Source organism: Calditrichota bacterium (assembly GCA_013151735.1).
Lineage (GTDB): Bacteria > Zhuqueibacterota > JdFR-76 > JdFR-76 > BMS3Abin05 > BMS3Abin05.
Genome location: JAADHR010000086.1, coordinates 14,276 through 28,618 on the forward strand (window position 1 = coordinate 14,276; position 14,343 = coordinate 28,618).

Genomic DNA, 14,343 nt, shown 5'->3' on the forward strand with positions numbered 1-14,343 from the left:
GATGAAAGGTAGTTGCGATGGTGAGATTTCAACGTGTCGGATTTAGGCTGATTTTTCTGACCGCTCTTTTGGTTTTTACGGTTCAGGCGGAAGCACAAAAGCCCTACCGGGTGGGTACAACCACGGCCAATTTTCTGGAGGTCGGCTACGGAAGTGCCGGGAGCGCCATGGGAGATGCCTACGTTAGTGTGGCAAACGATCTTTCGTCCATTTACTGGAATCCGGCCGGCCTGGCCTTTATGAAACAAAATGAAGCCCAATTCAGCTACCAGCCCTGGCTGGTGAACATCAACACCTCGTTCACGAGCGTGGGACTGGTGCTTCCCGGGATCGGAACCCTTGCTCTGGGGCTCATTCAGGTGAGCTACGGCGATATGGACGTAACCTCGCTGGAAATGCAGGAGGGAACCGGCGAAAAGTTTACCGCTGCCGATTACGCCTTCAGCCTGTCCTATTCGCGAAGAATTACACACTGGTTTTCGTTTGGAGCATCGGCCAAGTACATTGCGTCACAAATCTGGCACGAACACGCTTCGGCCATGGCTCTGGATCTGGGTGTGATTGTGAAAACCTTCTTTTTCTCACCCACGGGCAAACGGGCCGACGGCCTGAATATCGGTATGAGCATATCCAACTACGGCACACGCATGAAATACGACGGAATCGACCTGACCCGTCCCATTGATATTTTGCCCCGTGAAAATGGAAATTATGCAGATGTCCCGGGACAGTTTAAAATGCGGGGTTGGGAATTGCCTCTTCTTTTCCGGATTGGGGTTTCTGTGAATCCCATTGTGTACGGGAGTCATCGGCTGACGCTGGCAGCAGATGCCCTTCATCCCAACAATAACAGTGAGTCCGTGAATGTGGGAGCCCAATACGAACTGACCCTTCCGTCGGCGGGAACCTTTTATTTACGGGGAGGGTACAAGGCCTTGTTTATGGATGAATCGCAATACGGATTCACCTTTGGCGGCGGAATGACCCTTCGCATGATGCACAACGTGGCGTTGAAACTGGCATACGCCTACCGGGGAATTGGCCTGCTGGGAAAAATCAGTTCCTATTCTGTGGGTGTGGCCTTTTAAGAAGAAGAGGAGGCGTTTTTTATTCTGAAAAAGCAATCTGTTTTCTGGCTTTTATGGGGAGCGGGAAGTCTAATCTTGATTTTTTTCATTTCCTGTTCCCATCGTGTTCCCCAACAGCCTCAGGAGAAAATTTTGGCCAAAGTTGGGGACCGGACCCTTTCCGTGGCTGAATTTATCCGCCGCGCCGAGTACACCATTCGTCCCGCTTACTGCCGCAAGGACAACTACATTCACCGAAAAATTGTGCTCAACTCACTGATCGCTGAGAAGCTGCTGGCCCTTGAGGCCGGCAAAGAGAACCCGCTTGTTCAAAACGAGGAATTTCAGGACTTTTTGGAAGGGCGAAAGGAACAGGCCATGCGCCAGTGGTTGTTTGCACATGATTTTTACCGGAAGGTCACATTGGACACGACTCGTGTAAAACAGGTTTACCGATTGGCGGGTCGAACCTACCAAATTGCCTATTTTAGTGTGAAAACACCTTCGGCGGCCAAAATCGTCCGGGAAAAACTGAACCAGGGGGAACCGTTTGAGCAGGTCTTCCGGGATTTTGGGGGACTCCGGAAACTGCCCCGGCGTCAGGTGGCCTGGGCTGAGCCGGAAAACGAGGCCATTGAGCAGGCGCTGTTTTCGGCCCCGGTAGAAAAGAATGCGGTTATTGGCCCGCTGCAAGTCGGAAACAATTATTACACGACGATCAAAATTTTGGGCTGGACGGATGAAATCGCTCTTTCCACCTCCCAAATGCAGCAGCGCTGGAAGGATGTTTCCGATCGACTCCGGGAACAGGAAGCGGAAAAAAGTTACCTAAACTTTGTAGCCCGGCTGATGCACGGCAAGCGGGTGGAATTTAACCCGGAAACGTTTAGGGCTCTGGTGAAAATTTACCAGCCCCTTTATTTGAAATCGGACAAGGAAAAGAAGCGGGCTTTCAACGAACGGTTCTGGCAGAAAAAATCTCCCGAAAAGGTTCAGAATGACCGTGCCGGGAGAGAAATTGCTCCTCTTTTGAACCGACCCCTTCTTCGCCTGAATCACGAAACCTGGACCGTTGCCCGATTCCTGAAGGAAGAGAGGATTCACCCCCTGGTTTTTCGGAAAAAGAAAATGACCGGAAAGGAATTCCCGGAGCAGTTTAAATTGGCTATCGTGGATTTGATTCAGGATAAATTTGTGGCTGAGGCGGCGCAGAAGAAGGGCTACGACACCGTCGATCTGGTACAACGGAATGTGGCCATGTGGCGGGACAATCTTCTGGCACTCTATCAGCGAAACCGATTTCTGGAATCCATCGGTAAAAAAGACGCCTTTTACAAAGACCAGATGAAAGTGCTTAAAGAGGATTTAAATCCCTACATTCGAAAATTACAGCAAAAATACGCCAACCAAATTGAAATCGATACGGATGCGTTTGAGAAGATTCACCTGACCCGAATCGACATGATGGTTCTTCAAAAAAATGTCCCGTTTCCCATTGTGGTGCCCAGTTTTCCGGTGGTGACAACGCTGAACAAACTGGATTACGGCCGAAAAATGTCTCAAAAGAACAAATAGTTGAGCGAAAATTAAAAGACAAATCCGGAAAAATGCAAAATCATCGAGAAGAGCGTTGTGTTTTGAAAGCAATTCATCCAAATTAGGCGTTTTCGATCAAACACGAAATAGGTCTCCCATGAAGAAAACCCTTCTCCTCATCCTGTTAAGCCTGAGTTTTGTTCTGCCTGCCGAGGCAAAATCCCTTAAAGGGGCGGAGCTTCGAACCCTGCAATCGTACACCTACGGCCGGTTTGAAGTCCGTTACCGGGCCGTTCAGGCAAGCGGCGCACTGGCGTCCTTTTTTACCTTTCACGACAACATTTCCAGCACAAAGGACTGGAATGAAATCGACATTGAAATTATGGGACGCTACACCGATGAAGTCCAGTTGAACACGATTACGGCCGGGCAAACGAGTCACGTCTACCCGCAGTGGGTGTCGTTTAATCCCGCTGCCGATTTCCACACGTACGCCTTTGAGTGGACACCCAACGCGGTGGCCTGGTTTATCGACGGCAAAGAAGTGGTTCGGCAAACCGGGGAACACATTGCCACACTTAACAAGCCTCAAAAGATTATGATGAACATCTGGCCGCCAGCCTACTCCAATTGGGCGGGGAAATGGAATCCGGCGGTGCTGCCGCTTTTTGCTTACTACGATTGGGTGAGTTACGCCTCCTACACGCCCGGTCGCGGAAATACGGGCACGGACCACAATTTTACTCTTCAATGGAAGGACGATTTCGATCGTTTTGATGCGTCCCGTTGGGCAAAGGCCACTCACACCTTTTCGGGGAACAATTGCGATTTTACACCGGAAAATGCGGTTTTCAAAGACGGCTTTCTAATTTTATGCCTGACGGATGCGGAACACACCGGTTTTGTGGATCGAAATCCACCCACGGTTTTGTGGGCACGGGCAGCGCCCGGACAGGTAACCGTCCGTTTTTCGGAAGCCGTGGAGCAGGCCAGTGCAGAAAAACGATCCCACTATTCGATTCCGGGCGCAACCATTCAATCTGCAACACTGCAGAAGGATGCTCACACGGTGGTGTTGGAGGTGCCGGATCTGGATCTCGGTCAGTCTTACAATCTGGTGGTGTTGGGAATCCGGGATCGGGCGCCGCAGCCCAATCTCCTGACGGGTAAACTGGTCCCCATTATCATGCCTCAGCCGCTAACGTTTCCGGTAAAAATCAACGTGGGCGGACCTTCCGTACTCGGATTCCTGCCCGACCAGGAATGGGGCCCTGACGTGGAATACGGGTTTGAAGACGGGCAGACGGCCACGATTTCCCCCGGAATTGACATCAAGAACACCTCTCTGGATGCCATCTACCGAAGTGAACGCTATGGCCTGGTGGCGTACCGCGTCCGGGTGCCCAACGGCCTGTACAAGGTCACACTTCTGATGGCTGAAAACAGTTTTCAATCGACCGGGGCACGTGTGTTCGACGTGGCGATCGAAGGGAAAAAGGTGGTTTCCAATCTCGATCTCTTTGAAACCGTCGGCGAACATGTGGCTTACCCCAAAGTGATTCGCGGAATTTCCGTGACGGACGGCGTGCTGGATGTGTATTTCGGGGCGTCGGTCAATCATGCCCTGCTAAACGGGTTGGTGGTTGAGCCTGAGGAAGAAGGGGTCTTATCCCCTCCAACAGAAAAACCGGAATCCTTTCACCTGTTTCACAATTACCCGAACCCCTTTTCGCGTGCCACATCCATTCGGTTTCGTATTTCGGAAGCGGGGCACGTGCGGGTTGAAATCTACAACATTCTGGGGCAAGAGGTTGCGGTTCTCCTCAATCAGGTGAAACCCGCCGGGGAGTACCGCGTCGAATGGCAGCCCCGATTGAAAAGCGGCCTCTTTTTTTGCCGGGTGGACTGGGACTCCCGCGGGAAGCGGTTTTCAAAAACGCGGAAACTCCTGCTCTTGCGGTAAGAAAAAACCGCGTGCGGTCGCCGTGTCGTCCGGCACAATCGACCGTATCGGGACGAGCGTTTGTTGATTGTCCGGTTACCACGATACGATCCGCCTCTCCCTCGACTTCGCCCGGGAACCAGGCGAATCCACTCGGCGTGTTCCTGGATTGGCCTGTAGCCCGTTTTATCTCCTTTGTGTTTTCGAATTTTTCGTGACGGATTTTTCCTCTTTTATTACTCATGCTTTTATGACCCGTTCAAATAGAACTCTAAAAATTTTAAAAATCCCGGGTTAAGTCTATTTTTCTTTGTTTGAATGGAATATTTTTATTACATTTAAGTAAATCCAATTCGGGTACAGGCGTATTGTTAAAAACGGATCCGGATCGTCCTGAAAAGAAAGGATTTTTTCAAAAGGGAGGAGGGCATCATGAAAGCGATAGTCCATTCACTGTTGACTCAGATTTACCAGAATCATCCGGAGATTTCTTTTGAGATACAGTATTGGGATGGGGAAAAGCAGCGATTTGGGGAAGGTGACCCCCAAACCATTTTGCGGTTTAATTCGGAAAAGGCCCTGAAACGCGTTTTTTCAGGAGGGTATCTTGGTTTTGGGGAAGCCTACATGGACGGCGATATGGATATTGAGGGTGATTTCCAGCAGCTTCTTCGCTTTGGTTTTGATCCCGCATTCGAAAATCTGAAAGTATCTCTTCCCATAAAATTGCGAATTGCCTGGAATTACATCCTGACACAGGATACTCTGAGGCGCACTCCCAAGAACATTCAGCATCATTACGATCTGGGAAATGATTTCTACAAGTTGTGGCTGGATGAAAGCATGACCTATTCCTGTGCCTATTTCCGCAGCGAATCCGATTCTCTGGAACAGGCCCAGCAGCAAAAATACGAACACATCTGCCGTAAATTACGCTTGCAGGAAGGCGAAACGCTTCTGGATGTGGGATGCGGCTGGGGCGGAATGATGATCTACGCGGTTAAACACTACGGGGTCAAAGCGACCGGTTGTACCCTTTCAAAACAGCAATATGCCTACATTCAGGAAAAGATCAAAGAGGAAAATCTGCAGGATAAAATTACTGTGCTTTTGGAAGATTACCGAAAAATTACCGGTCAGTACGATAAATTTGTATCCATTGGTATGTTTGAACATGTGGGCAAGAAGTTCATTCCTGTTTTTTTCGATCAGGCCAAAAGGATGCTCAAACCCAAAGGCATCGGCCTGCTGCACACCATTGGAAAAGACGGATTTTCGTATCCCGATCCCTGGACAACGAAGTACATCTTTCCCGGGGGATACATTCCGATTATTGATGAAATCCTGCGCGAGATGGGAAAGCGAAAACTCCATTTTGTTGATGTGGAAAACCTGCGGCTCCACTATTCTCTGACTCTCGATGAATGGGCGAGACGCTACGAACAACACGTGGAAGAAGTGCGAAAAATGTTTGATGAGCGGTTTGTCCGCATGTGGCGCTTGTTTTTGAATGGAAGCTCGGTGGGATTCCGCTACGGCAACACGCGATTGTTTCAGATTACATTTACCAACGGATTGAATAATGAGTATCCGCTCACACGGGAATTTTTATACCGGACAACGTCTTTTTAGCCTGAATAATTTATTAGCCGCAAGGTCGCGAAAACACAGTGGGCTAATAAACAAAAAGATGGTTCTATTGGCTTTTTTGTGGAAGAGACACTCTCTTTGGAAATAGAACCGGGCCTTTTGAACCCACCCCCTGACTCCCCTTCCCTGATCTCAGGGAGGGGGCCGGAGGGAGGGTCAGAAATGGAATGCTTTTCGTGTTTCAAGAAAAAAGATTCACAAAAATTCCAGTAGAAACAAAAAGATAAAAGAGTATTCATTGAAACGGAAAAGGGTGCAATTGGAACATCTGTTCGGCAATATGGAGTCTGCAATAAGGGAGGTAGGCCGTACCGGATTGCGGGTGAGTTTTATCGGTTTTGGAGCTTTGGAGATTGGACGGGATTGGGGGATTGGAGGGGATACCCGGCGCCCCTCGGAAACAGCCGCCCGGGAGGTGCTCAATCACGTTCTCGACCTGGGGATTTGTTTGATTGACACGGCCAGCGCCTACCACAAAAGCGAAATGCGTATTGGAAAATATATTTCCCACAGAAGGGATGAATTTGTTCTGGCCTCCAAATGCGGGGAGCATAATCGGGAACCGGAAACCTATTATGATTTTTCTTACAAAGCCGTAAAAGCATCCATTGATAAGAGCCTGGACCTACTGCGGACGGATGTCATTGATATCATGCAGATTCATTTTGGCCCGGATCCGGAAAAGGTTTTGCGCGACGGCGAAACCGTGGCCGCCATGCAGGATGCACAAAGGGAAGGGAAAATTCGGTTTTTGGGGGCTTCTCCGCCCGCCCATCTCATTGAAGCCTGTATTCACCTGGGGGTATTTCAGGTTTTGCAGGTGGAATACAATGTATTAAACCGCGAGGCAGAACAGGCTATTCAAACGGCGCACAAAGCAGGACTTGGCATTTTCATTCGAAGCGGATTTGCCGGCGGGTATCTGACGCCGCGGGTGGAAACCCTGCTCAAAAGCGGGACTCACCCCAGGCTGGAGCAGGTCAGGCACCTCCTGAAAATTCTGGGAGGAAAAGTGGAGTGGCTTCCGGCTCTTGCGCTTCAGTTTCTCTACCGAAACCCCGCGGTTACATCCGTTTTGGTGGGAACCAAATCGATCAAACATCTGGATCAAAATCTCCGGTTGCTCTCAGTAAATCTGCCGAAAGATGTGTGGGAAAAGATGGAAAATGTCTGAAAACGGCCCTATCAGATCCCGCCCGCTCAGACGATATGTGACCATTTCCTGCCTGTAGAGGGGACCTCCTTTTCCCCCGGGCGGGACGATATCCGGGAGGATAAAAATTTTCTGTAAAATTCGGAATCCACGCCCCGGTGTTTTCTGTTGACCGCCCGCAGAGGGGATGCCACCTTCAGCCAAATTGACTTCAAAAAATCAAAAAATGTCTTGACATTTAAAAATGCAATAATTAAATTGTGCCTAACGTTTGTCGCAAACAATTGCGTATTTGATATTCGTTGCAAAAGGAAACAATTCCATGGCGTCAACCCTAAAAGATGTCGCCGTTCTGGCCGGGGTTCATCCCTCAACGGTATCACGGGTCTTGAGAGGAAAGGAAAATATCCCGGTTTCGGCAAAAACCAGAAAACGGATTTTTGATGCGGTAAATGAACTGAATTATCGGCCGGACAAAACAGCCCGGGCATTGAGATTGCGAAAAAGCGATGCGGTGGGGCTTGTCATTCCCAATATTGCCAGTCCCTATTTTTCGGGGATTGCCAAAACATTGGATATTCTTTGTCACAAGGCCGGATATTCCCTCATGATTTATGATACGAACGAAAATCAGGAGAAGGAAATCCAGGTCATCGAAGATTTGTTGGGTCGCGGAGTGGATGGGTTAATCATTGCGCCCGTTCAGGATGCGGACGAACACATTCGGCAGCTGGTTGCCCAGAATGTACCTTTGGTGCTTATCGATCGTGATTTTGAAACAATGGAAACCCATGCCGTCATTTGCGATGACGAATTATCCTCTTATAGGGCCGTTTCTTATTTGTCGGATTTGGGGCATCGCCGCATTGGTTTTATCAGCGGCCGCCAGAATTTGTACCCGGTTCTGAAACGTCTGGACGGGTACCGAAAAGCACTCACTGATTTAAATCTTGAAAAAGACCCCGCATTTGTATCCAGCGGAGGACCGACCCTTGAAAGCGGTTACAGCTCGGCGCTTACGCTTCTCTCGCTGCCCAATGCACCCACGGCGTTGTTGATCTCGGGAACGATCATTACGGTAGGAGCACTTAAGGCCATTCAGGAAAAGGGGCTTTCCATTCCGGAAGATATTTCAATCATTTCCTACACGGATACCATTTATGCGCCTTTTTTGTCAACTCCCATTACAACCATCTCACATTCCATGCAGGAAATTGCCGAAAAAGCCTTTGAATTATTGCACCAACAGATGGATTTGTCTCAAAAAGGCAGGGTATCCAAAGTCATTGTCCAGACCCATCTTCATAAAAGGGCTTCCACAGCTCCGGTTATGTAACAGCCTTTCCCCGAAAAGGGGCCCCGGTCTGTTTGAGATTTCACGGTGTCAGGTAACTCAAGGGGACGGGTGCTTTGAAACGGGTTCTCCGATTTTGTGATTTTCAAAAGCCCCGCCCGTTGAATCTCAGAATTCTGCAAACGTAACTGCTGATAGTCAGCCCTAACGGTCTGAATTGATAACGGAAGAGAGGCAGGGATAAAAAATGAAGGAACGTGGATTTGTTCAACGAATGGTTTTATTCATTCTATTCTCTGTTTTGATAGCGGGATGTGGAGAAAAAACTGACGTTCAGCCATCGGCCGTGGTGCGCGTTCATCCCTCGGTGGTAATGAAACCAATCCCTTCCGGGCTCGGCGTAAATATTCATTTTTACGACGGCAATGAAAATGATTGGAGCATGCTTTCCGATGCAGGAGCGGGCATTGTTCGAATGGATGTGGGCTGGAATAACTCTGAGAAAAAGACGGGACACTATGATTTCACCCGCTACGACACACTGATTGCCCGGTTGGGGCGGTACGATATGCGTCTGGTGTTTATTTTGGATTACGGGAATCGCCTTTACGACAAGGGTGAAGCACCGAAGAGCGATTCAGCGCTGGCGGCGTATGGCCGGTTTGCCGGTGCTCTGGCAGAACGGTATCGGGGGAAGCCCATTCTCTGGGAACTCTGGAACGAACCCAATCTGGGAGGCTTCTGGAAGCCAAAACCCGATGTGGACCAGTACATGAAATGGTGCCGGGCCGTTGTGCCCGCCATTCGTCAGGCTGATCCGAAGGCCTGCATTGTGGGACCGGCCAGCTCGGGAATTGATTTCCGGTTCCTGGAAGCGGCTTTTAGGCGCGGATTACTGGAAATGGTGGATGCGGTAACGGTGCATCCTTACCGGTCTCCCCGGCCGCCCGAAACCGTGCTTCCGGATTATTCCCAGCTCCGTGTGTTGATTAAACAATACAAACCCCCAGGCAAAATCATTCCGATTCTGAGCGGGGAATGGGGGTATTCCACCACGAGCATTTCGCGAGAGCTTCAGGGGAAATTCCTGGCACGGCAGTGGCTGACCAATCTTGGATTTGGTATTCCGGTGAGCATCTGGTACGATTGGCATGACGATGGACAGGACCCCGACAATGGGGAGCACAATTTCGGCACCGTGACCTGGGACTATCAGCCCAAGCCTTCCTACGAAACCATGAGAGCTTTGATTTCGGAATTAAGAGGATTTATCCCGGCAGGGCGTATTGGAGTCGGGGCTGCCGACGATTTTGTGATTGCCTTTACAAAAGGAGATGCGGTGAAATTGGCGGTTTGGACAATGGGGCTGCCGCACATAATTGACCTGGGGAAAGAGATTCTGTTTTCCGGAGCACGAACGGAATTGGGGAAGCCGCGCTGGCTTCCCGGCGAAGGAAAAATTTTTGCCACCGATGCGCCTCAGTACATCACCGTGAAAAAACCCATTCCGGAATGGCTGAATCTGTCCGTTCAGTTACCCGGGATCGGCTTGAATGCCATGAAAGATGTCGTGGAAGCCATTTTGTCCCATCGGCAGCCTCAGACGGCCTTTGGACGGGAATTTATTCATGATTATCGAGAAGGTTCCGTTATGGAAAATCAGGCGGCCTTTCGGGCATTGGTTTTCATTGCCGATCGATTGAACGATTCGGGAAAAGCCGTCGCGATTTACAGATTGGTTTTAAAGGGAGAAGCGGAAAATCTGGATAAGGAACGGGCGGTGTACGGTTTGGCGGCATTGGGCGTGACGGAGCCGATGCGGGAAATTTCGGAGCTGAAAAAGCAAGCGGATTTTCGGGAATCGATTGCATTTTTCCAGGCGGTTCGGGCTGAGGCGTTATTGAAAAAGGGCGATGTGCAGGCCTGCAAGAGCATTGTTGAAGATATGGCGCGGGGTGCCTATGCCCGATATTTTTTAAACAAAGTCGTAAACGAATTGCATCAGAAAAAGGTGTTTTCAGAAAGAGATGATCGAAGAATCGCCCGGCAGGTGGGCTTCATAACACGCTGGTGGGTGGCGGGGCCGTTCCCCAATCCCGACAACGTTGGGCGCACCACGGCCTACTTCCCGGAAAAGAAAATTGACTTCAAACAAACACAGCCGTTCCAAAAGGACACCGCACGCTGGCAGCCGGTTCAAACAGAAACGGTTCAGGGGATCATTCCTCTGGCAAAACTTTTTGGGCGGAGGCGAGGGGTCGCTTACGCCTATGCCGAATTAAACCTGCCGCATCGCCAATGGCTGCAGTTTAAAATCGGAAGCAACGATGGCGTGGTTTGCTGGGTCAACGGGAAAAAGGTGCACGAACATTTTGTGGGACGGGGACTTACGGTGGATGAGGACAAGGTTAATGTGCGGTTGAAGAAAGGGGAAAACCGGATTTTATTGAAGGTGTTAAACCTCGGCGCCAATTGGGAAGCCTGCCTTCGGGTGTGCAATGTCAGCGGCGAGCCGCTGGATGTTTCCGGTTGGCTGGCCACGCCGGGGTTTCAACGAAAAAAATAGCGGCGATATTTTTAGCAGGGGCCGTTCGTGAACGATCCCTGCAGAAAAACCTCAAATTGAAAGCAGCAATATGTCTTGGAAAACTGTTTTTATGATCGGTGGTGTTTGCGTCTGGTTATGGGGCCGCGCATTTGCGCAATCGCCTGTTCCGGATGTGCCGTTTGTGCAGGAAATTCACCGGGCATATCCGATTGGAAAAACGGCGGCCTCAAACGATGTGCGTACCGTGGCGGTGGATGCTTCGGGAACCGTGTGGGCGGGAACAAAGGTGGGACTTTTCCGGCTGCAAAATGGCTTTTGGCAGTCGGTGGAATCGGAGGCCATCAATGGGCCGGTGTACGACTTGTTTTTGGACGAAACCGGTGTGCTCTGGGTGGGAGCCTGGAACGGTCTCTACGCGCGGCGGAAAGACCATCTACAAAAAATAACAGAGGTTCAAGGCCCTGTCGCCGCTGTGTGTGTGACGAAGACGTCCGGATTGGCGCTTGGGCCTGAATCGGCCTACCGCTTCAAAGACGGGAAATGGCACCGATTTCGTTCCCCCTTTTCGCGCAACGTACGCCAGATTCTGGCTGACAAAACCGGTGGTTTCTGGATTGCCACAGGCATGGGGTTGTACCACCAGACTCCACGGGGAATCCGGCTTTTCCAGAGGCATACAGACATCCTCAGTGCCGACGTGCGGGGTGTGGCATTCGCCCCAGGCGGGTCGCTGTGGGCAGCCGGACTGGGCGGCGTGACGGTGTTTCGGAATAACCGCCGGACAAACGCATTCACCCCGGAGGATGGCCTTCCCACCGCCTGGGCAACCTGTGTGGCCCGTGCTCCGGACGGTCGAATGTGGGTGGGAACCCGGTCGGGTGTAACCCGGTTTGACGGCAAAAGCTGGTCGCTGCGTGCCTCCCGCCGCTGGCTGGTAAACGACCGGGTGCGGGATGTGGCATTCGCGCCTGACGGTACGGCCTGGGTGGCAACGGTCGGAGGGGTCAGTGCCATTGGCCGCCGAAAAATGACGCTGGCGCAGAAAGCGGCGTATTTTCAGCGCATCTGCCTCAAACGCCATGTCCGTCCTCCCGGACTGGTGGAAAAATGCCGCCTGGAAGCCCCCGGAGATACGGCCCATTGGGCTCCCCGGGATGATGACAATGATGGGCAGTACACGGCCATGTACCTGGCCATGCAATCCTTTCACTACGCGGTGACGAAAGACCCGAAGGTGAAAGCGTTGGCCAAACAGGCCTACGATGCCCTGGAATTTTTACAAACCGTAACCCAAACACCCGGATTTGTCGCCCGGACGGTTATCCCGGTCACCTGGAAAACCATGGCCGATCCCAATCATGTTTTTACCCCTCAAGAATGGGCGGACCGCGAGGTGCACGATCCCCGCAATAAACGGGTGGAAAAACAGTGGCGGCTTTCTGCGGATGGAAAATGGCGCTGGAAGGGGGATACCTCCAGCGACGAAATCACCGGTCACCAATTTGGTTACCTGTTCTATTACGATCTGGTTGCGGACGCGAAAGAAAAGGCACGTGTGCGGGATCACTGGTGCCGCGTGGTGGATTTCATCGTCAAGAACGGGTACGTATTGAAGGATATCGACGGACGGCCCACCCGCTGGGGGGTGTGGTCGCCGGAAAAGTTGAACCACGACCCCGACTGGGCGGCCGAGCGGGGAATCAATTCTCTCGAAATTTTGGCGTATCTGAAACTGGCGTACCACTTTAGCGGAAACCCGATCTACGAAAAACGGTACCGGGAGCTGCTGACCCGCGCCCACTACGCGGAAAATGTGCGTCACGCCAAAACCTACGAACCGTCCTGGCGAACCCACATTGACGATGAGCTCCTGGCCCTGGCCTTTCCGGTACTGCTGCTCTACGAAAAAGACCCGAATCTTCAGAAACTGTATCGCGAGAGCCTGGATTGGTGGTACAAAGGCCTTAAGGCCGACCGGAGTCCTTTTTTCGATTTCGTGTACGGAGCGCTGAGCGGAAGAAATCCGCAGCCGACCGTTTCGGTGGCAGCCCTGCGGGATGCCTCACTGGATCTGGTTCGCTGGCGTGTGGACAATAGTCATCGAGAGGATCTGCACCTGGTGCGAAAACCGGAGCTGGAATCGCTCCAGACCAGCCGCCTGCCGCCTCTGAGCGAACGGGGCGTGATGCGCTGGGACAACAACCCCTGGGCAGCCGTGCAGGGAGATGGGGGGTGGTCGGAAAGCAGCGGGGCCTGGTGGCTTTTACCCTACTGGATGGGGCGGTATTACGGGTTTATCGCAGAACCGGAGCATTAGATGGAAAAGAAGATCATTCGGAAAGCGCGGCGGCGAAAGAAAAAATCCGTCTGGAAATGGATTGCAGGGGGTCTTTTTATTCTCGTTCTGGCTGCTTATTTGGGATGGCTTTACCCGTTTTGGGGGATGCCCTTCAATGGTCAGAGACATGGAAATCCGCCGCTCACGCCTCCCTGGGCGCTGGAATGCTGGCTCTGGGAGGATGACGCCAACACGGCGGCCCGCGTGGACGAGCTGGTGGCCGGCTACGCCTCTCACGACATCCCCGTGCGGACCCTTCTTCTGGACAGCCCCTGGAGCACCCGCTACAACGATTTTCAGGTCGACACCCTTCGCTATCCGCATCCCCAAAAATGGTTTAAGGCGTTGCAAGAGAAGGGTTACCGCGTGGTGCTCTGGATGACCTGTATGGTGAACAGTCGCAATAAAGACACCCGTATTCGGGACGCACACACCTGGTACGACTGGGCACGACAGAAGGGATATTTAGCGGGCGACGGATTTCAGGTGACATGGTGGAAAGGCACCGGTGGATTTGTGGATTACGCCAATCCCATTGCGCGGAAATGGTGGCACAACCTGCAAGAGCAGGTGTTTGCCCTTGGCATTGACGGCTGGAAATTGGACGGAACCGCCACGTATTTTTCATCGAAACTCGGGCCGATTCCGCTGCCTTACCAGGAAACGGCCAACGGATTACGGACCACCCGTCAGTACATGGATGCGTACTACCGGGAGGAATACCGCCATGGACTGCGAAAAAATCCCGGGTTTGTGACGCTGGCGCGCGCCATTGACACCCCCTGGGCGCATCCGGAAGGATTTGCTCCCATCGA

9 protein-coding genes are annotated in these 14,343 nt (G+C 51.7%); all 9 read left to right on the forward strand.

Annotated elements, in window-relative coordinates:
• Nucleotides 1-17: 17 nt before the first annotated feature.
• A complete protein-coding gene (locus tag GXO76_06015; protein ID NOY77409.1) occupies nt 18-1,088 on the forward strand; it encodes a PorV/PorQ family protein in 1,071 nt (356 codons plus the stop codon).
• 132 nt (nt 1,089-1,220) lie between these two features.
• On the forward strand, nt 1,221-2,642 hold the full coding sequence (locus tag GXO76_06020) for a hypothetical protein (GenBank protein ID NOY77410.1): 1,422 nt from the start codon (nt 1,221-1,223) through the stop codon (nt 2,640-2,642).
• 118 nt (nt 2,643-2,760) lie between these two features.
• Entirely contained in the window at nt 2,761-4,566 is a 1,806-nt protein-coding gene (locus tag GXO76_06025) for a family 16 glycosylhydrolase (protein ID NOY77411.1), read from the forward strand.
• Between the two features lie 411 nt (nt 4,567-4,977).
• Entirely contained in the window at nt 4,978-6,177 is a 1,200-nt protein-coding gene (locus GXO76_06030) for a class I SAM-dependent methyltransferase (protein NOY77412.1), read from the forward strand.
• 256 nt (nt 6,178-6,433) lie between these two features.
• Nucleotides 6,434-7,369: an aldo/keto reductase gene (locus GXO76_06035; protein ID NOY77413.1), complete on the forward strand. Its 936-nt coding sequence runs from the start codon at nt 6,434-6,436 to the stop codon at nt 7,367-7,369.
• A gap of 301 nt (nt 7,370-7,670) precedes the next feature.
• Nucleotides 7,671-8,684: a LacI family transcriptional regulator gene (locus GXO76_06040; GenBank protein NOY77414.1), complete on the forward strand. Its 1,014-nt coding sequence runs from the start codon at nt 7,671-7,673 to the stop codon at nt 8,682-8,684.
• A gap of 205 nt (nt 8,685-8,889) precedes the next feature.
• Nucleotides 8,890-11,208, forward strand: coding sequence for a glycoside hydrolase family 5 protein (locus tag GXO76_06045; GenBank protein ID NOY77415.1), 2,319 nt, complete (start codon nt 8,890-8,892; stop codon nt 11,206-11,208).
• A gap of 70 nt (nt 11,209-11,278) precedes the next feature.
• The gene (locus GXO76_06050) at nt 11,279-13,507 is read left to right on the forward strand and encodes a regulator (protein ID NOY77416.1); all 2,229 of its coding nucleotides are present in this window, start codon (nt 11,279-11,281) and stop codon (nt 13,505-13,507) included.
• Nucleotides 13,508-14,343: glycoside hydrolase family 31 protein (locus tag GXO76_06055; protein ID NOY77417.1), on the forward strand; the 836-nt coding region annotated here is incomplete at its 3' end.

Excerpts from the sequence above, each read along its gene's own strand:
- GXO76_06015 (NOY77409.1), top strand. The coding sequence starts at position 18 with ATGGTGAGATTTCAACGTGTCGGATTTAGGCTGATTTTTCTGACCGCT.
- GXO76_06025 (NOY77411.1), top strand. The coding sequence starts at position 2,761 with ATGAAGAAAACCCTTCTCCTCATCCTGTTAAGCCTGAGTTTTGTTCTG.
- GXO76_06030 (NOY77412.1), top strand. The coding sequence starts at position 4,978 with ATGAAAGCGATAGTCCATTCACTGTTGACTCAGATTTACCAGAATCAT.
- GXO76_06040 (NOY77414.1), top strand. The coding sequence starts at position 7,671 with ATGGCGTCAACCCTAAAAGATGTCGCCGTTCTGGCCGGGGTTCATCCC.
- GXO76_06045 (NOY77415.1), top strand. The coding sequence starts at position 8,890 with ATGAAGGAACGTGGATTTGTTCAACGAATGGTTTTATTCATTCTATTC.
- GXO76_06050 (NOY77416.1), top strand. The coding sequence starts at position 11,279 with ATGTCTTGGAAAACTGTTTTTATGATCGGTGGTGTTTGCGTCTGGTTA.